Source organism: Rosistilla ulvae (assembly GCF_007741475.1).
Taxonomy (GTDB): domain Bacteria; phylum Planctomycetota; class Planctomycetia; order Pirellulales; family Pirellulaceae; genus Rosistilla; species Rosistilla ulvae.
In genome coordinates this window covers 2,970,674-2,994,287 of the sequence record NZ_CP036261.1, presented here as the reverse complement: position 1 = coordinate 2,994,287, position 23,614 = coordinate 2,970,674, and the positions used below count along the sequence as shown (strand labels likewise).

Here is a 23,614-nt window from a genome sequence, read left to right as displayed (position 1 = left end):
GTCGGTTTAGTCACAACGAGTTTCCTCGAATTAGCCGTTTGGGCGTTAGCCCCGGTTTAACGGTGCTTGAACCGGGGCTAACGCCCAAACGGCTGAGTAAATCAACAGGCCGATGACAGGTTCACAAGCCTGACACGTCCGGCGCCAACTTTCAAGCGTCGGGCGAAATCGTCGCCACGTCGACGCTGACATCCATCCGGTTCTTGCCGCCACCGATGAAGACGCCTTGGATCGGGCAGAGGTCGCTGTAGTCCTGCCCCCAGCCGATTGTGATGTGATCGGTAGCGGGGATCATATTATTCGTCGGATCGAAATCGACCCAACCGATCTCGTCGCCACAATACAGCGACAACCAAGCGTGCGATTGGTCGTTGCCGATCAACCGCTCTTTGCCCGGCGGAGGCAGCGTTCGCAGGTATCCGCTGACGTAGCGAGAGGCCAGACCGATCGACCGCAAGCAGGCGATTTGCAGGTGGGCAAAGTCTTGGCAGACGCCCGCTCGTTGCTTGAAGACGACGTCGACAGGCGTGCTGACCGTGGTCGCTCGCGGATCGTACTTAAAGTCTTCGAAGATCCGCCGCGTTAGATCGAGCCCCGCTTCAACGATCGGCCGTCCCTTGGTGAAACTTGCCAACGTATATTCAGTGTACGCCGGATCGCGTGGCACGATCCGCGAGGCGAACGAAAACTGATACGCCGAAAGGCTCAATTCGTCGCGGCGTTTGGCGATGCCCTGCGCGACATCCTCCCACGGCGGCGATGCAGTAAAGGCGGGCGGCCGCGTGATCGGACGGACTTCGACATTGCTGGTCGCGGTCACGGTCAAACTGCGATGCGGTTCTTGGATCGAAAAGTAATCGACGCGATTGCCGAAATAATCTTTCTGGCACGTCGACGCAAACGCATCCGGCTTGATCAACAAATGGAAGTTGGTCACCGTTTGCTGTGGCAGCGAACGCGCGGCGAGATGGATCTTGTTGTGACAAACTCCAACCGGCTGGCTGTAGTTGTATTTTGTGGTGTGGGTGATCCGGTACTTCATGGCTTGCTCATCCGCACTTGGTCGATCGATGTCAGCAGTCGCGATGGGCCGGCGTGTACCATGTATTTGTTGGTAATCGCCTGGGACAGCTGTGGAAGATGCTGTTCCAGTTTTTCGAACACTTCGACCAGCTCCCGTCGGCGGTCCTCGGAGTGATTTTCGCCGATCGCTTCGATATCTAACATCCGTACCGCGTATAACGCCGACAGCAGCATCCGCTGCTCGCTGCTGGTCGGTTGCGATTCGGTTCGCGGCAACCGGTCGACATGATCCTTAATCCGCAGCAATTGGTAGACGACGCTGCGTGGGTTGGTCTCATCGGTTAACAACAAATCGAGTACCGGTACCTCGTTCAAGTTCGATAGGTAGCGGTAACGGTAGGTCATCAGGCTGTCGCAAACCTGCAGCAACGCTTCGAGCATCTCGCCGGTGATCTCTTGCCCGACCGAGAAACAGTTGTTCAACAGCGACGTCGTCTGCGTGGCCCGTTCGATCCGCAAGCCGAGGTCCATGAAGTGGAACGCTTGCGTGCGAGTCATGCTCTCGGACATCATGCCGATAAAGGCGACAAGGTCGACGATCAATTCGTTCGACATGTTCAAGAGATCGGTGAGATCCCACGTCCCCGTCGCGGGGGCCCGGAACTGTTCGTCGATCCGAACCAGAACACGCCAACTGTCAGCCGACAGACGATCGCGGACCCGCGAGGCGGTGCTGTAGGTCGCGGCCAGCATCGATCGCAGCGAACCCGATGCGGTCGCGTCGAAAGTCGAAATCGGCAGGTTCTCTTCGATCGCAGGTAACTGTTGGCGAATCCCTTCAACGACAAACCCCGGTTCGATCTGACCTTGATCGGCCATCGTTCGCAGCAGCATCGGCAGTTCCGAGCGCAGATGGCTCGCCGATTCGCTGGTCAATCGCATCGTCACCGCACGCAGCAACCGGGCTGCCGAATCGGCTCGTTCCACTTGGCGACCGAGCCAATAAATATCGTCGGCGACGCGGCTGGGTAGATCGTCGCCGCTGCGACGCAGCTTGACCGGTTCGTGCCGGCCTTGGAACAGGCTGTCGTGCTGCGGTGGCTCTTTGCCTTGGATCCAAATGTCTTTGCTCCCCTCACCGGAAACCAAAGACATCTCCAACGAACCGAGCTCGGTCGACGTTCGCGCTAGCCCGCCATGCATGACTTCAAATGAATCGCCCGACGCGATCATATACGCTCGCATTGCAAGATAAGCCGCCGAGACGTTGCCGCCGCCCCAGTTGGGCATCGTCGATCGAACGACTCGCTCCTGGCCGACAAATTCGGAGGGTCGGGCTTTGATTCGTTCGGCCAATTGATCGTTGGGCAATTGCTTGAGGTGTTCGGTCACCTGACGTTCGTGGCCCCGTTGGCGGAAGGCGCGTTTGATCACCAAGCGATCGAGGTTGGCGAGCACATATTCGCGGCTGACCGCATCGCCACACCACCAAGTCGCCACGCTGGGCAACTTCAGATCTTCGCCTAACAATGCAGTACACAGGGCCCCGATGTAGGCCATGAAAATTGGCGACTCGACCAAACCGCAGCCCAGCGGATTCGTGATCGCAACGTTTCCAGCCGCTGCCGCGTCGACGAGTCCCGCAATCGCACCGGGAGAACTGGACGGAAGTTCCAGCGAGTCGCAGTCGACGGTATTGGGGCGCCGCAAAATCACATCGACCGGATACAAACCGCCCAGCGTTTTCATCCAGACACAGCGATCGCGGACTGCCAGATCGGCCCCTTCGACAAGCGTGTAACCGAGGTAGCGGGAAAGGTAAGCGTCTTCGAAATAGTTTTCGCTCGACGGCCCTTGGCTCAGTAGCACGATCCGCGGATTGTCTTTATGCCGCGTCGCGATCCGGCGGCAGGTCTCCCGCAGGGCGCGAAAGTAGGGAGCGAGTCGCTGGACGTTGCAGGCTCGAAATCCCTCGGGCAACATCCGCGATTCGACGACGCGGTTTTCCAACGCGTATCCGGCTCCCGAAGGTGCTTCGGTGCGATCGGCAAGCAACCACCAACCGCCGTCGGGAGCGCGCCCAAGGTCGGCGGCGTAGCTGTGCAGATACCGCCCCATGCTCGGCTTCAAATTGTGCAGCGTGGTGTGAAAACCAGGATGGGCAAAGATGATCTCCGGCGGCAGAACGCCATCGCGAATCAACTTCTTCGGCCCATACAGATCGGCCAGCGTCAGCTCGAGAACCTTGGCGCGTTGTTGCAGTCCAGCGGAGAGATTGCCCCATTCTTTTTGGGGGATTATCAGCGGCAGCGCGTCCAGCTCCCACGGCCGCGGTTTGTCCAACGGATCGCCGTACGCTCCGTAGGTGACCCCGTTTTCGTGGATCAGCCGCTTGGCCTGCGTCCAACGACGCAGCATCTCCTCATTTCCCACGCGATTGATTGCCGCAGCGAATCGCTTCCAGTGGGAACGCATCTGTTGTGGGGCCGCAAACAATTCATCGTAACTGCCAACCGGAGGCGAATAACCTGCGAAGACACTGATCACGGCGGCCGTTTGCGGATCGGGTAACGAACCTTGCTGCTGCGTTTGCATGTTCTTCCAGGTTGCCAAGATGCGAAGGTTCGCGTAAGTCTGCGATCAAACGACTAGGCTACCAAAACCAGCGGTCATACAACAGCGGGATCGCCCCGTCGCACCGCAGTTGAAGCCTTGGCAGGCTGCGTTGGATCGGGAGAATGCGTGCCAATACGCACGATTGTCGTTATTCCTCCCCTTCGGCCATCCCGTACAGCCGGCGTATCTCCGCCAAATCCTCGGTCACCGGCGGCAATTGCGGATCCATCTCTTCGAGCGTTTTGCGAACGATCTGCGAAACGACAGCATTGCGATACCACTTTCGATCCGCCGGAATCACAAACCACGGCGCATGCTTGGGGCTACATTTCTCGAACGCGGTTTGGTAAGCCTCGCGATAATCGTCCCAGCGATCCCGTTCGTGGTAATCGGCGGCGTTCAATTTCCAGTGCTTCTCGGGAAGATCCAACCGCTCCTTGAACCGCTCCAACTGTTCTTCCGGACTGATGTGCAGATAGAACTTCAAAATCCGAGTCCCCGCCGAGGCCAGCAGCGACTCAAACGAATTGATAAGGTCGTAGCGTTCCTTCCAAACGCTCTTGGGAACCAAGTCGTGGACGCGGACGATCAGCACATCTTCATAATGCGAACGATTGAAGATCGAGACCTGCCCGCGGGCGGGAACGCAGGGATGGACCCGCCACAGAAAATCGTGAGCCAGCTCCAGTTCGGTCGGCTTCTTAAACGAATGGACGCGGCAGCCTTGCGGGTTCATCTTCCCCAACACCCGACGAATCAAGCCGTCTTTGCCCGCCGCGTCGGGCGCTTGCAACACGATCAGCAGCGATTGCTTCCCTTCGACAAACATCCGGTACTGCAGCTGGCGAATCGCTTCGACATTCTCCACCGTCGATCGCTCCGCCTCCTCGCGATCCTTAAACGGCTTGTCCTCGCGCGGATCGATATCCTTGAGTTCCACCTTGGAATCGGGTTTGACCCGATATTCATCGTACAAATCCATCGTTCGCCTCGCCGTTAGTTCGCTAGTAGTACTTGACGCAGAAAGTTGAGTCCCGCCTTGCCGATCCGTGGCGGCAACACATCGGGATGCCCGCCCATATGGAATGTGAGCGAGCGAGGCGTCGCCAGTTTTCGACCGGTCACGACCAGCCGGATGTCGGAGCTAGGATTGGTCTTGCCCTCTTCGGGAACGATCGTCGGATAGCCGTCGATAGCCAACGCCCAATCGGCATCAAACCGCTCCATCACCTCTGCCGTCCATTGCTCGGGCGAACCATTCTGCGGAATGCCGAGCACACTTCGCCAGCGGTTCGACGCTCGTTGATCGCTCAACGACAAACCGCCGCGATACAGATCGGGGCGTTCGCATGCGCTCAACCAAGTGTCGGCTAGAGAGTTGAAACCGTGCTCGACACAACAAAGCGTTTCACCTCGCCGGTCCAGCAGTTCGATCACGGCATCTTGCAGTTCAAAATCGTCCCCTGCGCCGAAGATGAACTCGCCGACACGCTGTTGCAAGCTCTCGGTGACGCGATCGATCTGCGATTGACAATCGGCTTCGTCGCTCCCCTCGGCAAAAATCCGCAGCGAGATCGTCGCCCGATTGACAGTGATCCCAACTTGCGGCGTCTGTTTGCGATCCAACAGGTCGGCGATCCGCGACTCCATGTCGCTCTCGCCGACACCAAAACATTTGACCACATGTTGGCGGACGACTCGCTGCACACCTAGCAATTCACGCATTCGGACCGCCACGCCTGCGTTCCACATCTGACGCATCTCCGCTGGCACGCCGGGCAGGCAGAAGACGTGGCAATCGGGGCGACCGGGGCGTTCGACCGTCAGATCGATTCCCGGCGCGGTGCCGTGCGGGTTGTGGATCAATCGACTCCCCTGCGGAAACTCCGCCTGCAAGCGATTCCGATCGGGCATCTCGCGGCCGACGAAAAACGATTGGATGTGATCGAGCGCTTCCTGGCGGATCTCGATCGGGCGATCGGTCGCCGCCGCGATCGCCTTGCGGGTCAGATCGTCTTGCGTCGGGCCGAGCCCACCGGTCATCACGATGTAGTCGGACCTGCCGATCGCGATCCGGAAGACGTCGACGCACGCATCGAAATCGTCGCCGACGCTGCTGTGATACAAAGTCCGCACGCCCAGGTCGCCGAACTGCGACGCCAGCCACTGAGAATTGGTATCCAAGCGGCTGCCGCTGGTGATCTCGTCGCCGATCGCAATCACTTCTGCACAAATGGTCATTCGTCGGGGTGTCCGTAGGTCGCCGCGGTGCGGCGATCGTGCCAATGAAAATGGAACGCCGACACGTCGCCGAGCGGTTCGCAGAGGATCAATGATTCATCGGCAACAGCCACGCCCCCAACACGGTGAAGATCAACGCGGAGATCCCCATCGCGATGCTCATCGGAGCCAACGTCCGCAGCCCTTCGCTTTCGGTCATCCCACTCATCTTGCAGATCACCCAGAACCCGCTGTCGGCCATCCACATGATCGGCTTGGATCCCGCCCCAATCGCCGTTGCCAGATAAACTGGATGGTACGGCAAGATCTCGGGATTGGCAAAGCCCTGCAGCACGCCGGCGGCGGTGATCATCGCGACCGTTGCCGAACCCTGCAGCGTGCGGATCGATGCTGTCACTAAAAAGGCGAGCGGCAGCAGCATCAATCCCGGCAGGCTGCCAGTCATCTCCGCCACCGCTTCGGCGATCCCCGCGTATCGCAGCATCGTCCCAAACGCTCCGCCGGCGCTGGTGATCAAAATGATCACGCCGCCGCTGGCCAACGCCTTGCCGATCAATTGGTTGCGGTCGCTGTCGGCGGGAGCCCAACGCAGCAGCCCCATCGCCATCGCCGCGGCGATTCCCAATGCCACGTTTTTGTCGCTGGCCAGTTTGACAATCCGTCCCAGCGAATCGGTCCAGGCTGGCGCGGCGCCAGAATCGAAGCTACCGATCCACATATTCCAAGCCGTTCCGCCAGCGATCAGCAGCACCGGCAAAGCGATCGGCAGCAGAGCCAACCAGAACGGCGGTCCCTCGACTTCATCGATCGACGGTGGCCCGCCGGCCGATTTTTCGTCCGCCGGTGTCTCGTCATCGCGCAGCGGAACGTCAACGAAGCGGTTGATCACGGCGGCTGCCGACAGCGAAAGGACGCTCGAACAACAGCAGATCGCCAGTCCGCCGACCATCATGTCGAAGATCTCGATGTGCAATTCCGCTGCGACGGCCAGTGGTCCCGGAGTCGGTGGCACCAGCGAATGAGCTAACGATCCGCCGGCAAGGATCGCCAGGATGTAGAGCACATAATCTTTGCCGACCTGTCGCCGCAGCGACTTGGCCAACGGAACCATCAGATAAAAGACGGTGTCGAAAAAAACGGGGATCCCCAGCAGAAACGAACTGCCCGCCAACGCGTAGGAGGCTCGGGCTTCCCCTACGATCGCCAGCATTCGGCGGATGATCACCGCCGCGGCGCCGCTGTGCATCAAACAACTGCCGACCACGCTGGCCAGGGCGATCAGAATCCCGATCTTCCCCGCGTAGTCGCCAAACGATTGAGCCAGCCGCTGGGCGCCGGTGCTGCTGACAAACGACGCGGCCTCCTTCTGAGTCCAAGCCCCTTTGGACTTCTCCATCTGAAGGTCAGCGTAATCGACCAACGCGACGTCGGGAGTCAGCACGGCGACCAAAAATCCAGCCATCGCCAACGCCAGAAAGGCATGCAGCCGCAGCCACAAGATCGAAATCAAGACGACCGCTACCGCGATCGCAACAATCCACCAAATACTCACAGCCGCCACGACTCGTTGAAGGGAATTCGGAATCAAACAGCGAGCAGTATATACGCGACGTCGTTGCCGAAAACACCATCGATCGGGCGTGAAGGGTGGAAAGTTGCGAATTGCAGGTTTCAAGCCGCTTGCGGATGGCGTGCGTTATGGCGGCGAACCAGCGTCGTCGCGATCAGAAATCCGCCGAACAGAAGTCCCATCGCGGCTAAACGAACGCCGCGGCGGAGCGACGACGACGGGATCGCTTGGGCAGTGATCTCGATCTCGCCGCGGGGAGCCGAAAAGAAATACTCCTGCCCGCCCCGATCCAGCGGCAATTCGGTCTCCAGACTCGCCAAGTAGACGTTGCTGGCGATCGCTCCTGTCGCCGGTGGCAGATTCAGTCGATCCCCGAACTGCATCCCGCGATCAAACCCTTCGGCTTCCTCGAGCAATCGCTCGGATCGAGCGTCCTCTCCAAACGCCATCCCCATTCCCATCTCCATGCCGGAATTTGCTTGTCGTCCAAAACTTTGATTCGGCAAAGTTTGAGGCTGAGCCGGCGCATCGGGGACGGCGGCAAAGGGATCGGTTTGGCCGGTTTGGTTGCCTCCAAATGGATCCTGTGGATCGCCGAATGGCCCGGGCTGGCCACGATACCGATCGCTATCCGCTGGCGTTGCCTCATACGCAAACCCGCCGCCCCCCATTCCACCGCCTCGGGGCGAGATCGATCGCTGCGGCGAAGAGGTCTGTGGCGATGGACTTTGTTCGCGCTTCAGTTGCTGCGAATAGCGACTGACATCGTCGCGCAGCCCGCGGCGATCTTGGGTCGCCGCGCGAGGCGCCTCCGGTTGGGCGTCGTCGAATCGCAGCGCAGGCAGTGCCGATTTGTCGATGCTTCGATTTTTGTCGGCTTCTCGTTGCGATCGTGGATCGGTCTGCAGTCGAGGCGTTTGCTCCATCCCTTTCGCTTTCGCGTCCTTCCCCGCCGCAGGTTCCTGCGGCATTGCCAACCCGTTTTGCGCAAACCAATCGCGGTTGAACGTCTGCGATTCCCGGCCCTCTGTATGTTTGCCAGGTTTGTTGGCCTGGGCAGCTGAAAAGTTGCCAAATTCCCCCAATTGATCGACCACACGTCGGCTGCGCGAATTCGAACCGCGATCGAAGTAGGACTGCAGCTGATCGCTGTTGCCGACGCACAACATTTGATCGGCCTTGCGGCGGTTCTCGACCACCTGTTCGGCAGCCTGTTGTTGCGTGATGCTGTTCAGATCCAATTCCTTCCGAACCGCTTCGCTCTGCTCGTAGAACTCGGCGTAATCGTTCTGATGAGCTTCGACGATCCGGCCCAGCTTTTTTAGGTTCGTCTCGGCGCGGACTTTCGAATATTCGTTTTTACTGCTGAGCGCACTGGAGAGCATCCGGAACTGTTGGGTCAGATGTTTTAAATCCAATGCCCGGTAATCCCCTTCGTTGTTGACGCGTTGCATCGTGCCGTCAAACCCATACCAACGATGCGACTCGGGCAGCAGCAACCGCACCTGGCTGATCTCGACATGGATGTTTGTTGTATGGACCAACGGAAACTCGACCCGCGAACGCAGGCCGTTCAGATCGATCGCTCCGCCATACTTCAGCACGACGCCGTAATCGGTATCCCCTTCGGCGGTTTTCACAAGCGGAATCCGCACGTTCTGCTGACTCGCAGCCCCCGGAACCAGCGTCGGTTTCACCGGTTCGCCGGCGACGCTGGCGGTCCACAGCCGAGCATCCCGAGGCAGTTCGATTTCCAAAAACTGTTCGGTATCGTTGTTGATCCGATATTCGACCGCCGCGCGGTAGGTGCCCGCGTCGTCGACGACCAACACCGTCTCCGCTTTGCCAATGCTCGCCCCGGCGGTGCGAACTTCGGCTCGTTGATGGGTGCGAAACCCTAGCTGCGGCGCGGAGGCCGATTCGTCGACGACAAAGGCATCGCCAAACGAAGCTCCCAAGACGTCGGTCAACACGCGTCGTTGGCTGTGCAATCGCCCCAGCGGTTCCATGCCGATCGGTTCGTCGATCACCACTTCATCCCGGCCGTCGTTTTCCAGTGTCGCAAAACGACCGATCGTTTGGCCCGTTTCCAAAATCGGAATCGGGATCGTTTGCGGCGCGTCGTCCAACAGCCGCGTCTGGCGGACCAGGGCACGAACCTGCCCCATCATGTCGTCCTGCAACTGAATCGTCACGCGGACATAATCGGGACGTTCGGCGACCGCAGCGATCGTCTTGCGTCGCAGCGACGCTTGCTGGATCGTGGCGTCGGCCAGCCGCGCCGGCAGCAGGAACGAATACTCACGGATTCCTGCTCGCGAAACGTCCAACGCGATCACGATCAATTCTTCGATCGCACGCTGCGTCACGCGAACGTTGGTGAAGGTTCGCCCCTTCACGATCGCTTGCTGTGGCGTCACGCGGACGATCCCCGAATATTCAGGCTGCCGGTAAGCGATCGCCAGCGTCGTCGCCCGCCGTTGATCCGCTTGCAGCCATCGATTCACATTGCCTCGCAGCGTCGCGGTGCAGTTCTCCAAATCAGCCGCCACGGCCGAATAGGCAGGATCGATCTGAATCGCAATCTCTCCCTGCTGTCGCTGCACGTCGAGAACCTGGATCGCGGGCAACGCGACGTCCTGCTGCGGATCGTCGCGCAACGAACCGCCACGAACGACGATGGCAAAATTGCCTTCCAGCCCTTCCGCCAAGAAGATCGACATTAGGCGATGCTGCGAATCGCCGTCGATCGCTGTGGTCGACCATTGATAATCGCAAGGAGCCGAGACGTCATCGATCTCGAAATCGGCGGGCAAACGCAGACGAATCCGATGCGTCGGGCGATCGTGAACCTGCATCTCGACACGGCATTCGACGTCCGCTTTCCGCTCGGTGATCCGCAGGATGGTTTGCAGCGTCGCCGAGCCGCGAGCTTCGATCGGCGCAGCGGTCAACGACAACGTAAACGGCGTCGCGTTGAAGCTGTACGCTTGGAAAGGACGAATCCCCAACGGGCTTTCATCGTAGTGGGCGACTCGTAACAGCGTGGCAATCTGCTTTTCATCGATGTCGGTCCGCGCCACCCCGATTGTTTCCGCGGCGACCACGTCCAGCAACGGACTTCGCCGAATCTGGACGATCCCCGTGTGCAGTACCGCACCGACGACACCGACAGCCGGCGTCTGCAGCGACTTGGACCGGTCGCCCGCCCTCGTGGGCTGAGCCAAAACGATAGCCAACCGCTCTTCGCCGACAGCTTCCTTTAGTAGCGTCACGTCGACGCGTTGCCGGCCCTCCAGTGGAACGACCGACCAATCGCGAACGTTCGCCCCGTGAACCCCTTGGATTTGGAAGCCGTCGGGAACTTCGAGCGACAGTTCGCTGCGGCGGCTGCGCGGGAAGGAGAGTTCCAGTTGCCAAACGACGCGCAGCCCATCCTCCTGCACGTCCATGACGGCAGCGGATCGAGCGGTCAAGCTCTCGTCGACTTCACCCAACGCGACTCGAGGCCGCCATTGGATCGCGATCCGTCCGTCGGCCTTCAGCGCCGCGACGATCGATTCGTCGGCCGCCGTCGTCTCGAACTGCTCCCGATCGTTGACGCCGGTCAAACGAACTTCGGTCCCTGCGGCGGGGACGACGACTTCGATCTGAGCCGCCGCGGCAACGGGGATTCTTCCAGCTGCGACACGCCATCCTCCGGTCCGCTGCAAGTTCAATCGGACCACAAATTCAAACGAGTGTCTTCCCTTGCCTTCGATCTCAAGGGTCATCAGCGAACGGTCGGCGAACGCTCGTCCGGCCGCCGGATCCGCCTGCTGAGTCACCTGGTTAACGCCAGCTTCTGCCGTTGGTTTTGCAGCGACCAACCGCATCCGCGCCGCCTTGCCATCCAAATGAGCCTGCTCAAAAACGACGCCTTCGATTGGCAATGGAATCGTCACCGATTGATCGCTGAACAGATCGATCAGCAATTCCCCGCGAAGCATCAGGAAACCGTCGCCGTCGAGCCGCGTTTGGTACTTCGCCCCGGCCAGTGCATATTCCGCAGCGACCGGCGGCTTGTCGATCGCTTTGTCGGGGAAGGCCTGATTCCACAACTGAACGTAGGTCTTGTAGGGCACCAGCACTTTTTCGGCTTGCCGAAAACCATCCGCTCCCGCGTCGGCCTGATAGGGAACGATCACCGCTCCCTCGGGCAGCGTGATCGGACGCTCATCGGCCAACATCGACGCAAGCTTTTCCAAATCGATCGCGTTGGGCAAATCAACTGTCGGATCCGCGACTTGAGCTGACGCGGGGCAAGCGATGCCGATCGCAAAACCGAGCATCAATAGACAGCTCGCGACGACTGGCCCTCGAACAATCGATCGCCCCCAACGGAAGCAGGCGACGCCGAGATAAAGGAGTCCCAAGAGGAAGGCGGTTTGGCAGGCGAGCGTCGCGGGTTGCGAAAGTTCCCGTTCCAACCCAAACGCCACGGGGATCAGGTTCGCAAAAAACAGGACTCCCAACACGTAACAGACGTGAACGAACGAGCTCCGCAAAGTCAACAACAATCCGCCCAACCCGACCAAGATCATCGTCGCCAACCCCAGCAGATATAAGCGATGCGAATCGACGATCGTTGCATCGACCTGCGGCGCCGCACCTAAGCTGGTTAATGTCACGCGCTGACCGGTCGTCGGCCGATCGACTTCGATTTCCAAACTCCCCACACCCTCCAACGCCCACGCGATCTGCGGTCGCTTCGCAGCTTCTGCCTTCGGAGTTGGGATCGCTTGTTGCAACGCAGCGCCGGCGGCGACAGGTGCGGCATCAAACAGATCCGCCGCCGCGTCGGAATCGATCTCCATGGCAGCTTTCAGTTCATTGCTGGGCTCTTCCAGACCGCTGGCCATTCCTAACGCCACTTCTGCCGGCGCAGCGGACATATCAATCGATGTCGAAGTGCGATGTCGCGCATGAATCCGCGATGCCGGAATGATCGACAGCGCGTTGCGAATGGGCAACGGCTGGCTGGCCGAAGCCCCACTGCGGACCGTTCCCGCTTCGTCGGCGATCACAAAGCCAGCTGGTAGTTCGAGGTGCCATTTCAGGTCGGCGACGGGAACCTCTCCCGCTCGGCCGCCCGAATCGTCGCGCAGATACAACCGCGGCGCATCGCTCCGAAAGCGACCGTACGCTCCAGTCGACCGAATCGGCGTCGCATAGACGATTTGTAAATCGCGGATCGCCCGGGCGTCTCCTTCGGGAAGACTTACCAACAGGCTGGTTCCCTGCTTCTGCGGCTTCGCCGATTTCCCGTCGACACGGACCGACCACAACGTGGCGCCCGTCGGCAGAACCGCTTCCAAATAGGAGGCCTTTGTGCCCAGCTGGTATCGCGCTGCGGTTTGGCTGCTGCCGTGCGTTCCGACAAGCGTCACTAATTCGGCCCGCTGCACGATCACCGGTGGCAGACCATAACCATCGCGGCGGAAGACATCGACGGTGATTGTTCCCGGATCGCCCAAGAAACCAAACGCTCCCAGCAAGCGGCGGCCGACGAGATAGTCCGCTCCCGCGAGTTTGCCAACATCGACCGGCCGCGCTTCGCCCGGATCGATCTGCACGTCCAGTTCGCCATGCCCCTCGACAGCCACAAGCGCTGTCTGGAATCGCACTCCATCGGCTCGTGGAATCGGTAAGACCAATCCCTTGGGCTGATCGTCGGCCAAGCGATCTTGAAAGTCGACGATCAATCGGCAGACGCCAACCGTTGGAGCCGCCAATCTCGCCGTCCAACGCCGGCCGTTGTCCAACAGTTCGCTCGAAAACTCTTTGACCACCGCGCCGTGACTGCCACGGATATTTAAGGTCTCGGGAGCCTCCGCTGGTAGGAAAAACGAAAGCGTTCGGGCGCCGGCCTGCGTCACGTCGTAAACGATCTCGCCGTGCGTGAAGATCCCGTCGGGCTGGACTTTGAAAAACGTAAAGCTCTCGGCGGTGATGTTCGGTTGCAGACGCTCGACCGTCAATTGAGCCGACCACTGCGGTTGATCGAATTCAAAGGCGAGATCGCTTTGCACATCGTTCAACCCAAACGCTCCCTTCTGCTTGTCGTCCAGCGGGACCAGTTGATCCAAGGCATCGGTTTGGACCGTCATGTCGTCGATCGCTCTGACAGCGATCGCACCGACCGACGTTGCGACATCGATCAATTCAAATCGAGGGAATTCGACCGACGTCGACTGCCAACCGTCGAGCCATTTGTCGGGCGTGTGGACTGCGCGGAAGCGGATCTCCGAACGCTCGCCCGGTGCGATTCCATGAGCCAATCGCACGCGAACGACTTGCCCGGCGGAATCCTGTTCGGAATCGAGTGCCTCGAATTCGAGCGGCTGCTGCGCCCCGTCGGTGACTTCCGTCACATGCCATTGCGGCGGGACGCGAAAGCGAATCTGAAACAGTTTTTCCTGAGTCGGCGAGACGGAATACTGTCCGCGAATCGCATGGCGTTGCTGGCTGAGCGTTAGCAACAGATTGGTGCTCGCCTGGACCGTCGCCGGCGGCCGGCGAAACGCAGCGGTCAATCCGTATTCGCGCTGCGCTGCGTAATAAGCGGCGACGGGGCGGATCAGCGGTGCGCCCGGTTCCGCTTCGAAGACGCTTGGCGGAATCGCCGCGGTGATCACAGCCGTATCGATCGGGATCAATCCTTCGGGCTGCAGGCTCTGTAAATCCAAACGTCCATCCAACAGGACGCCCACGACCGATGCGACGCCCGCGACATCGATCGGGACCAATTGCGGCGCGGTCCATTGCGTTCCGTTTGGATCGATCGGATCGCTTGTCGATTTTTCCGCGGTGATACTGAAGACCTCGGTTCCGCGAGCGGCTTGTCGCAGCGAGACGATCAAAATCGATTCCCCTTCCTGTTCGCTGATTTCAAACTTACTCATCAACGGCGAATCGACATGCGTCACGTCGAAGCCCGCTGGCATCGCAAAACGGAACTCCGTCGCACCACCGTGCAAGACTTCCATCGACACCGTCGCGTGCAAACGCTGGTAGCTCTCGGTCACCTCTGCCACCAACACGCTTCGCGCCACGACGACACTCTGTTGACGCATCTGTCGATTTCCAATCCCCATCGCCAGCTGGTTGATCCCGGGCGAGATCAACAACTGCAGCCGCGAGCGATCGGTATCCGCATCGTAGCGCTGGCTGACGACCTGCGTCGAATCGGCCATCTGGACGTTGCCTGGCCCGGTCAAATAGAACGACGTCGCCGGCGGCGTCGGCAGCTGAAGCGTAAACGTTTGCTGCGTCGTGGTGTTGCTGAGCGCTGCAACCAGGCGGAGCTTCAGCGTATGCCGGCCGATCCCTTCGACAAACAGCGACGGATCGCCCGATTCTCCTTTTCCGATCGCAGCCGGGCTACCATCGAGAGTCGCCTCCAGCACGCCGATCCGTTCCAGCGCGAGCGGAACGACTTGCAGCCCCTTCCGTAAGACGTCGATCTCGATCGCTGCGTCGATCATCACGCGGCCGGTCTCGACCGTCGCTTCGTATCGCGCCGACAATACAGTCGCTGCGGTGGGCGTCTGCACCAGCGGCGTCTGCTTGGCTCGAGCGATCAGGTCGCTGTACTGCTGCCGCGTCAGAAAGACGTGGTTTGTGTTGCTTTCCAAAAGCACGTTCAGGTCTTCGAAGGGGACAAAGATCTCGCGAATCGGAGTCTCCGAGTCAGCCTTTGTTTTGGGCGGATCGGCGGCGAAGGTCCCTCCCGTCCACAACATTAGGATCGGGGCTAGGACAATAAACCGAGCGATTCGGCGGCAAGAGACCGCATTGATCGAGAAGTGAAAATTCATTGGGCACCTCCTGCGCGGCGTTGGCTCCAACCGAACAAGCCGCCTTGGCCAAACAGGCCGCTCGCTTTTGTCGATTCGGTCGCCGACATCGCGATCGTCGGCTGTGGCGTTCCGCTGGGCGGCGTTCCCGAGGAATCGGATGGCTGCGACGGCTTAGGTGTCTGACTATCCGGCGGCGGCGATTGACCGCCGACCGGACCACGGAACCAACGCATGAGTCCCATCAGGATCCAAACTGCCAAGACGAGAAACAGCGCCAGGAACAGGACACTGTCGAACAACTGCAGCGACAGCGAGGGGAGAAAGACGCTGCTGAAGACCAAGCCGAACAGGACGATACCGACGGCAAACAACCGCACCGTCATCGATTGCGTGACCAGGATCACTCCCGGCACGGCGATCAACAGGAAGATCGCCGCATCGAGCATGTCTTTGGAGATCGATGTCACCCGCAACGCACTCGCTTCTCCTTGCGGCGGCCCGGCGGTGCTGAATGTGTAGAGAAGGCCTTGGGTTTGGAAGTCGCTGGTCGGGGAGCTGGCCATCGCGATCCCATCGGTCACCCAAGCGACAAGTTGGTTGTCGTTGGGATTGTTGTAACGGTAACCGGCCAGCTGTCGACGCCATCGGTCCTCGAGGTCGCTGTCCCACGGACCGCCCGTCCCGACAACCGCTTGGTCCTTCGGCAGGTAGGCACACAGATAGACCTTCTGGACCGCCGGATCGTTGGGGAATTCGGGCAGGGGAAGGTGGCGTTGATCGCTGGCAACGGCATACCGCAGCTCCAGCACAAACGCCTGCTCGGGCGACTGATCGGCCAGCGGGATGTAATATTCCCCGGCGTCGCCGCGTTCCAACGGGACCGGTCGGCCATTGATTCGCAGCGGGTTTTGGTTGAAGCCTTTGCCCGGATCAAACGCCGCCGGCAGCTTGACCTCCAACCGCTGGCGGGCACTTCGCATCCGATACAACGCCTGTACCGACGTCTGCCGATCGGCACCGACGACCATCCGCAACACAGCCCGTTCGATGCTTGTGTGTTTGACGTCTTCCAGTTCATACCGCGTCGCGGTGATCGTCAGGTTCCAGTCGTCGTGGAATTCGAACGCCCTGGCCGCTCCGGGAACGCGGATCGATTCGATCAGATCGGTCTGCGGATCGATCGGCCGCAGCCCCACCGATTCCCCTTTGGGCCGCACGTCCAACGTTTCCGCTTTACCGATCACGATCTGCCCCCACGCGCGATCGACTCCCGCCGGACGCAGCCACGGCAGCGCAACATCTTTGCTCTGCCCAACGCCCAGTCCGGTCAGTTTCTCTTCCCATTGAAGCCGAATCTCGCGACGACCCAATAACTCCGTTTCACCACTGAATTGCCAGGCTTGGTAATCCGTGGGAACATCCTCCGGCTGCGGTTGGATCACCAAATCCTGCACGCCTCCGGTCGTGTTGCGAATCTGGCTTGCAATCGCCGTCGGGATGTCGATCCGAAGCGACTTCACGCCGCTATAAAGGATGTCGAAAAGGAACCTCGCTTTGTACTGGACCGCTCCGGCGGCGACGTCGGTTTCCAACAGTTGACGGACCGTGATCTGAGGCTTGCGTCGCTGAGTCGCCAGTTCCAGTGCAACATCTTGCTGTGCGTAGGCGTACGCGAGGATCGGCCGCGCCGTCGGAAACCGGCTCGCTTGACTGACAGGCATCCCGACGCTGGCATCTCGCAGCGCGATCGGTTGCAGCCCCGTCGGCGTCGGATTGGTCCGCAAGCTCTCGGGCGCGTAGACGATCCACTTGCCGGTAACCATCTCGACACTGTCGCGTGCCACGCGCGGTAGCGGAATTTGCAGGTCGGACGCCTCGCCGGTGGGCGCTCGCAGGTTGGGATCGTCCAACCGCCGTTGCATCTCGATCGTCAGGCAGACATCGCCGATCGCTTTGGCCGACAGGTTGACAATCAAGCGACCTTCCTGATCGCTGCTGAAGTGGTGTGTGTCGTATTGAGCGGCTGCCGCATCGCCGGCGGCCAGCCCGCGGACCGATCGGATTTCGTAATCGGTTGGGACGTCGAACGCCAATTGAAACAGGCCCGATCGACGGATGTTGTATCGCGCGGTCAACGCCAACGTGATCTGTTCGGGTTCGACAAACGCTTCGACCCACTGCGTTGCTTGGATCTGCGGTTGAACCTTCTGCAGTTGCAGCGTCAGCGTCGTCGGAAGCGAGGAGAATCGATAGGCAAAGTCCCAGCGGCCCTGCTTCAATTCCGCAGGCAATTCGGCGGCGTCGATCTGCAGCAGGCCCGTTCGCGTGGTCACTTCGCCCCGCAGCGATTCAGCCAACCGGACGACGACCTGGCCGTGTTGGCGGCCGACGCCCAGTGCTCGCACCAGCGGCGCCTGCAGCTGCGATTGCTCGACATCTTGATTGCTGAACCGTTCCAGTTCGACCAGCACCGTCTGGCTCCCTTTGGCCGGCTGGAACAATTGGACCGAAATCCGTTGCACCTCGCCGTCCGCTTCGACTTGCCAACCGCGGACGTTGGCATCCAGCACGCCCGTTACTTTGTAGCCCTTGGGAACCTCAATTTGCAGTTCCGCCAACTCGGCCCGGCTGATCGCATATTGCAGCCAAGTGCTCGCTCGTACGATCCCTTCTTCGATCGTCAGCTGCTGCCGCGATTGAGCTGTCGCCAAAGCAGCCATCCCGCTGGCCCCTTCGCTGCGCGGTGTCCAGTCGATGCGGACGCTGGGAGCGGCGCCGACAAAAGCCAGCACCACCGTCTCGTCGCGCGCCGGCGGTTTCTCCGCGTCGTCATCGCCCGGTTCTTCTGCGTCGTCGTTCTCCTTCGGCTTCGTCGACGGCGGCGTCTCTTCGGTGGCGGCGATCATCGGATGGATGTTCACTTTGACGCCGGCCTGCGGGACGCGGATACGCCACTGGTTCACCGGTGCTTGCGGGGCGAGAAACTCAACGGAATTGCGACCGGGCGATTTGGTAAACGCTTTGGCGTAGGTGATCGTTGCGGTGACACGGTCCGCCGATTTGCCTGGCTTTTCAATCAACAATTTGTAGCCGCCGTCGCTAGGCATGATCCGCGCCGGATCGTCACCGACTTTGGCAGCCAAGATCGCCGCGTCTCCCAATCGCAGCGGGATCTCGTGCCAGCCTTTGCCAAGCAGTTCGATCTGCATCGTCGCCGTGACTCGCACGACATCCTTTTCGACGACCGCTTCGCTGTTGATCTCACTTATCAACGCGTCGACCGGCGGCTTGGGATCGTCGGGCTGGCGATGCGTCGCCGCGCGGGCCCGCTGCCACAGCGATTGAAACTGCTCATAAGGAATGAAGACGCCACGTCCCTCCTTTTCAAAGATCCCACGAATCTTCGAATACGGGATGTAGATCGTCTGCTCGCGCAGCGGTTTTTCCGCTTCCGAGTCTTCCCCGTCGGCAGGATCCACCGTCTCGTCGACGTCATCCGATACGGCAGCCTCCGAGTCGGCTGATGCCTCGTCCTGCTCGGGCTGCGGCTGGGAGTTTTCGCTCGGCTCCTGAGGAGTTGCCCAGATCGGGCCCGGAGCGGAACAGAAAACGGCCGCTAAGCAGAGCAGCAGAAGCATCGGAGCTCGCAACATCGTTGGATCGCCTTGCGCAGAGATGAGAGATTTGCCTGAGCGCCCGCGAGAACCGGGGCAATGTACGAGCATAGACGATCGCGCGAAGCGATCAGTTCTCAGAAAACGGAAAAAGGTTGGAAAGCTTCGGCCGGAGGAGCTCGACGATCCAGCCTTCGACGAGTTGGCATTCGGCATTCGGCTGCGCTAGGATATCCTTCTTCGGAAACTATCCCCGACCGTTGACGTATCAAAAGGGTGAACCATCAGGCTATGAAAAAGAAACGTGCAAACAGTCCTGCATCCGCCGAACCTGCTCGAGATTTACTGGCAGCTTTGGAGTCGCGATTTGCGGCGAACAAAGGCCGCCACAAAGGTATTCGCTGGGCCGACGTAAGCGCCAAGCTCGACGGGAGTCCCGAAAAGTTGGCGGTGATCGAGCGGATGGAACAGACCGGTGGGGAGCCCGATGTTGTTGGTCGCGACAAAAAGACGGGCGAGTTCATCTTCTGTGACTGCAGTCCGGAGAGTCCCAGCGGCCGGCGGAGTGTTTGTTACGACAGAGAAGCGTTGGAATCGCGGAAATCGCATCCGCCGCAAAACAATGTGCTTGATATGGCAGCCGCGATCGGGATCGAACTTTTAAACGAACAACAATACCGCGAACTGCAAACGCTTGGCGACTTCGATACAAAGACTTCCAGCTGGATCCAAACGCCAGCGGAAATCCGAGCCCTCGGAGGGGCGTTGTTCGGCGACTTCCGCTACGGCCAAGTCTTCATCTACCACAACGGCGCCCCATCCTACTATGCAGCCCGCGGCTTCCGCGGCTCGGTGCGAGTCTGACCCGCGTTGGTTTCACCTCGGGCGTGGCGAAAGCAAAAAGTCTGAGCAAACATGTTCCGCAAAATAAATCGCGTTAGGGCTTTTCTGGCTTTTCCCGTCAAGCACATCGAGCCTGTCTCCAACCGATCGCCAAGGCCTCGAGATTGCCGCGCCGTCGGTCGACGTGAGCAACCGACGTTAATTCCTTCTTCGACGCGTCTACCGTTCCGGCTCCGATGGCAGCGGGAAGAGGGGCCGGATCTCGACGGTTCCCTTTCGTGCTGGTGGCAGGCGTTCGGCGATCGCGATCGCTTCGTCGAGATCATCGACGTCGATAATGTAATAACCGCCCAGCTGCTCGGTCGTTTCGGCAAACGGGCCATCGGTAATCTGTCGCTTCCCCTCCCGCAATCGAACGCTGGTGGCCGTGGAGACCGGATGGAGCGGTGACGAGGCGATCCATTTCCCTTCCGCTTCGAGTTCCTTGCAAATCGCCATCGATTCGACCATACAGGACTCCCGTTCCGAGTCCGTCCAACGACTTTCGTCGCTATAGATCAACAGCATGTATTTCATGATGGTTCTCCTTCAACCATCACCATCCACCCGATGCCAAACTTGTCGGTCAGCATGCCAAACAAGGGCGACCAGAAGGTTGCCGCCAGTGGCATGTCCACTTTTCCGCCTTGAGAGAGCGCGTCGAAAGCCGCTTTGCACGCTTCTGCGGAACCCAAGGTGAGCGTGAGTCGAAAGCCATCGAACTTCGAAGTTTCTTCACAACCGTCGGACGCCATCACGTTCATCCGTCCGACGGTGAACGAAGCGTGCATGATCTTCGATTCGAAACCGGCCTGCAATATTTCCTCGGGAACCGGATCGGGACTCTCGTCGAAACGCATCTTCATCGTCACGCGGGCGCCGATCGCTTGTTCATAGAACGCAAGCGCTTCTTCGCAGCAACCGCCATAAAACAGGTAGGACGCGAACGATGCGTCTTGCAAAGCGATCCGTTTCACAAGCGTTTCCTCTTGCTTTCGTACTTCGCCGGTCGGATCGCACGGCTCGAAATCGCCAGCTTCGAAGATCGGTCGGATGTCGATGTCGGAGTCCTCCGGCATCGGTGCGGGGCAGCGTTTCACCCAGTCGATCGCTTCTTGCATCGAAGCGACCTCCCACAACCAATAACCTGCGATCAACTCTTTGGTTTCCGCGAACGGCCCGTCGATCACCGTCCGCTCGCTGCCGCAAAAGTGAACTCGCACCCCTTCGCTGCTCGGCTTGAGTCCCTCCCCCGCCTTCATGATCCCTGCTTCGACCAATTCTTCGTTGTACTTTCCCATTTCGGCCAGCAACTGCTCGCTCGGCATTTCGCCCGCCTCGGAACTCTTGCTTGCTTTGACGATCACCATAACTTTCATGAGTGAAACCTTTGCTGGGTTACGTGGATTGTGTTGTTAGTTATGACGGTAGTGGACGCTGTTCATGATCTTCAACCACGTCGCATCCTCTTGTTGCAGCTCACCGGTAAATGCCCACTCATCCGACGAGACGATCTCGATGGTGTCACGATATCGAGCCATACCAGTACCTTCGAATTTTGGGCCGGTGGAATCGAGCGGGAGACGTTTGCCCGACTCATCCAGTTTTCCGCGATACGGCCACAGGTGGGCGATCATCGAAGCGATGAAACTGCCGACGTAGGCGTCTTGCAGCGGATCGAAGCCGAGCGTCATGATGCAGTTCCAATCATCCCCTTCATCCGATTTGCCGGTACTCTCGGCGATCAACCAGAGACCGCCGACGCTGCGACAATTCATGGTCCCTTCGGTTTGGTTTACCTTGCCGTCTGGCATCGTGCACTGCTGTTCGATCCGCCATTGTCCGACCAATTGATCGAGCCAGCGATGTTCTTGTTGTGGTTTGTTGAACATGTTTTCTACTCCGACTTTTGCAATTGTTGAAATGTGAGATTCCGCTGTTGAATCATCGCCGCAATCGATTCGTCGACGGGGCGAATCTCGAATGGCCCGCTGCGCACGCCGGGATGTTTCGTCATCAATTCGATCGCATGCTGCAAATTGTCAGCCTCAAGAATCAAGATGCCACCGATTTGCTCTTTCGTCTCGGCGAATGGACCGTCGGTCACCTGAACGGCATCGTCATGAAGGCGGAGCGTCACACCTTGGTTCGGTTCTTGCAGTGGCTCGCCCCCCGCAAAATGCACCCCGGCGCGAAGTTGGTCGTCGTACTCAAAACACTCTTGGACCATGGCCTCCATCTCCGCTGCGTCCATCGACGCAAAACGGGAGCTATCGACGTATCCAAAGCAGATGAATCTCACGATGTTTTCCTTGAGCGGGGGGAATGATGGGGTGAACTTCAACAAGTAGTCGATTGGGAAAATCGCCAATCGACAGGGCGCTCAAAAAAAACGGGAAAGCTATTCTGCGCTCAACATCTCCAATTTCGACGCGAGAAAACGCCGTTCGGACCGCTGATTAGTCAATTCCATCGCCGCTTCGATCGCTTCGCGGGCCTCGTCGATTCGATCGAGTCGTCTGAGCAACTCGCCGCGTGCCGCATGGGCCAACGCATACCCCGTCAATTCTCCGCGAGAGAGAATCGCGTCGATGATCTCCAGTCCCGCCGCGGGGCCGTCGCGCATGGCAATGGCGACGGCGCGATTCAGTTCGACAACGGGACTCGATGCGATACGTTTCAGAAGGTCGTAGAGGGCGACGATCTGTCCCCAATCGGTCTGTTCGGGGAGCGATGCTTCGGCGTGGACTGCTGAAATCGCCGCTTGCAACGTATACGCCCCAAAGCGTCGCGTCGCCAACGATCGCTCGATCAACTCGCTCCCCTCGCCGATCAACTGTTGGTCCCAAAGCGTTCGGTCCTGATCCTCCAATAAGATGATCTCACCCGCCTCATTCGTCCGCGCTTCACGCCGCGATTCGTGCAGCAGCATCAATGCCAGCAGCCCCATGACCTCCGCGTCGGGAGCCAACTCGAGCAACAGTCGGCATAGGCGGATCGCCTCTTGCGTCAGTTCAACACGAGTCAACGAATCGCCCGAGGATGCGGAATAGCCCTCGTTGAAGATCAGATAGATCACCGCCAACACGCCGTCGAGTCGTTCGGCCAGATCCTCTTGTTGCGGCATGGCGATCGGAATCTTGGCATCGCGAATATTTGCTTTGCCGCGCACCAACCGCTGAGCCATCGTTTGGGTCGACGTCAGGAACGCACTGGCAATTTCCTCAGTCGTAAGCCCGCAGACCTCGCGTAACGTCAGTGGCACCTGGATGTTCGTATCGATCGCCGGATGGCAGCAGGTGAAAATCAGACGCAGACGATCATCTTCGACCGCTTGTTGCTGTTTCGTAGCATTCGCCGTCGCAATCTCCTCGATCCGTCTTGCCAGCGATTCGGACTTCGCTTTCAGACGCACATCGCGACGAAGTCGATCGATCGCTTTGAACCGCCCCGTCGACACCAACCAGGCAACCGGTTGTTCCGGAATTCCATCGCGGGGCCAGCGGTCCAACGCCGCCGCAAACGCCTCTTGCATCACATCTTCGGCGAGATCGAAATCTCCCAACAAACGGACAAGGGTCGCAAAGACCTGGCGCGAGGAATCGCGAAACACGGATTCGATATCAACGCTTCGATCGGGGGCCATGCGAAGAAATCTTGCAAAAAAGAGAACGATATCGAAGTGAACCCGCAAACGATTCCCTTGGATACATCCCTTCCGACCTAACGCGTGTTCGTTCGAACGGCCACCGAGGGATGTGTACCAAACTTTGGATTGCCGTAGGCTTGGAGAATCCAGACTAAATGGCAACTCCGGGCACTACCGC

General features: G+C 59.5%; 13 protein-coding genes. 1 reads left to right on the top strand and 12 read right to left on the bottom strand.

The window, feature by feature from the left end; translation table 11 throughout:
* Positions 1–151 precede the first annotated feature (151 nt).
* From EC9_RS10595 to EC9_RS10565, 7 genes are all read right to left on the bottom strand, one after another.
* Positions 152–1,042, bottom strand: coding sequence for a transglutaminase family protein (locus EC9_RS10595; RefSeq protein ID WP_145119734.1), 891 nt, complete (start codon positions 1,040–1,042; stop codon positions 152–154).
* Positions 1,039–3,618, bottom strand: a complete 2,580-nt coding sequence (locus tag EC9_RS10590) for a circularly permuted type 2 ATP-grasp protein (RefSeq protein ID WP_145349095.1) — start codon at positions 3,616–3,618, stop codon at positions 1,039–1,041. Before EC9_RS10590 ends, EC9_RS10595 begins: the two co-directional genes overlap by 4 nt.
* Before the next feature lie 169 nt (positions 3,619–3,787).
* Positions 3,788–4,621 (bottom strand): polyphosphate kinase 2 family protein, encoded by an 834-nt coding sequence (locus tag EC9_RS10585; protein ID WP_145344880.1) that lies wholly within the window; start codon positions 4,619–4,621, stop codon positions 3,788–3,790.
* A 14-nt stretch (positions 4,622–4,635) separates the two neighbouring features.
* Positions 4,636–5,880 carry a competence/damage-inducible protein A gene (locus tag EC9_RS10580; protein ID WP_145344877.1) on the bottom strand — a complete coding sequence of 415 codons (1,245 nt, stop codon included), beginning with the start codon at positions 5,878–5,880 and terminating at the stop codon, positions 4,636–4,638.
* Between the two features lie 88 nt (positions 5,881–5,968).
* Complete coding sequence (locus EC9_RS10575; protein WP_145344874.1) at positions 5,969–7,432, bottom strand: GntP family permease; 1,464 nt, start codon at positions 7,430–7,432, stop codon at positions 5,969–5,971.
* A gap of 119 nt (positions 7,433–7,551) precedes the next feature.
* Positions 7,552–15,309 carry a hypothetical protein gene (locus tag EC9_RS10570; protein WP_145344871.1) on the bottom strand — a complete coding sequence of 2,586 codons (7,758 nt, stop codon included), beginning with the start codon at positions 15,307–15,309 and terminating at the stop codon, positions 7,552–7,554.
* Positions 15,306–18,944, bottom strand: coding sequence for a hypothetical protein (locus EC9_RS10565; RefSeq protein ID WP_145344868.1), 3,639 nt, complete (start codon positions 18,942–18,944; stop codon positions 15,306–15,308). The genes EC9_RS10570 and EC9_RS10565 overlap by 4 nt, the downstream gene beginning before the upstream one ends.
* 252 nt (positions 18,945–19,196) lie before the next feature.
* On the opposite strand from EC9_RS10565, the gene EC9_RS10560 reads away from it, so the two are divergent.
* A complete protein-coding gene (locus EC9_RS10560; RefSeq protein WP_145344865.1) occupies positions 19,197–19,769 on the top strand; it encodes a DUF4256 domain-containing protein in 573 nt (190 codons plus the stop codon).
* 198 nt (positions 19,770–19,967) lie between these two features.
* Here EC9_RS10560 and EC9_RS10555 read toward each other — a convergent pair whose 3' ends face one another.
* From EC9_RS10555 to EC9_RS10535, 5 genes are all read right to left on the bottom strand, one after another.
* On the bottom strand, positions 19,968–20,324 hold the full coding sequence (locus tag EC9_RS10555) for a YciI family protein (RefSeq protein WP_145344862.1): 357 nt from the start codon (positions 20,322–20,324) through the stop codon (positions 19,968–19,970).
* Positions 20,321–21,166 carry a YciI family protein gene (locus EC9_RS10550; protein ID WP_145344859.1) on the bottom strand — a complete coding sequence of 282 codons (846 nt, stop codon included), beginning with the start codon at positions 21,164–21,166 and terminating at the stop codon, positions 20,321–20,323. Before EC9_RS10550 ends, EC9_RS10555 begins: the two co-directional genes overlap by 4 nt.
* A gap of 36 nt (positions 21,167–21,202) precedes the next feature.
* Positions 21,203–21,679, bottom strand: a complete 477-nt coding sequence (locus EC9_RS10545; protein WP_145344856.1) for a DUF1579 domain-containing protein — start codon at positions 21,677–21,679, stop codon at positions 21,203–21,205.
* Positions 21,680–21,684: 5 nt separating this feature from the next.
* Entirely contained in the window at positions 21,685–22,089 is a 405-nt protein-coding gene (locus tag EC9_RS10540; RefSeq protein ID WP_218934717.1) for a YciI family protein, read from the bottom strand.
* Between the two features lie 99 nt (positions 22,090–22,188).
* A complete protein-coding gene (locus EC9_RS10535) occupies positions 22,189–23,433 on the bottom strand; it encodes an RNA polymerase sigma factor (protein WP_145344852.1) in 1,245 nt (414 codons plus the stop codon).
* Between the last annotated feature and the right edge of the window lie 181 nt (positions 23,434–23,614).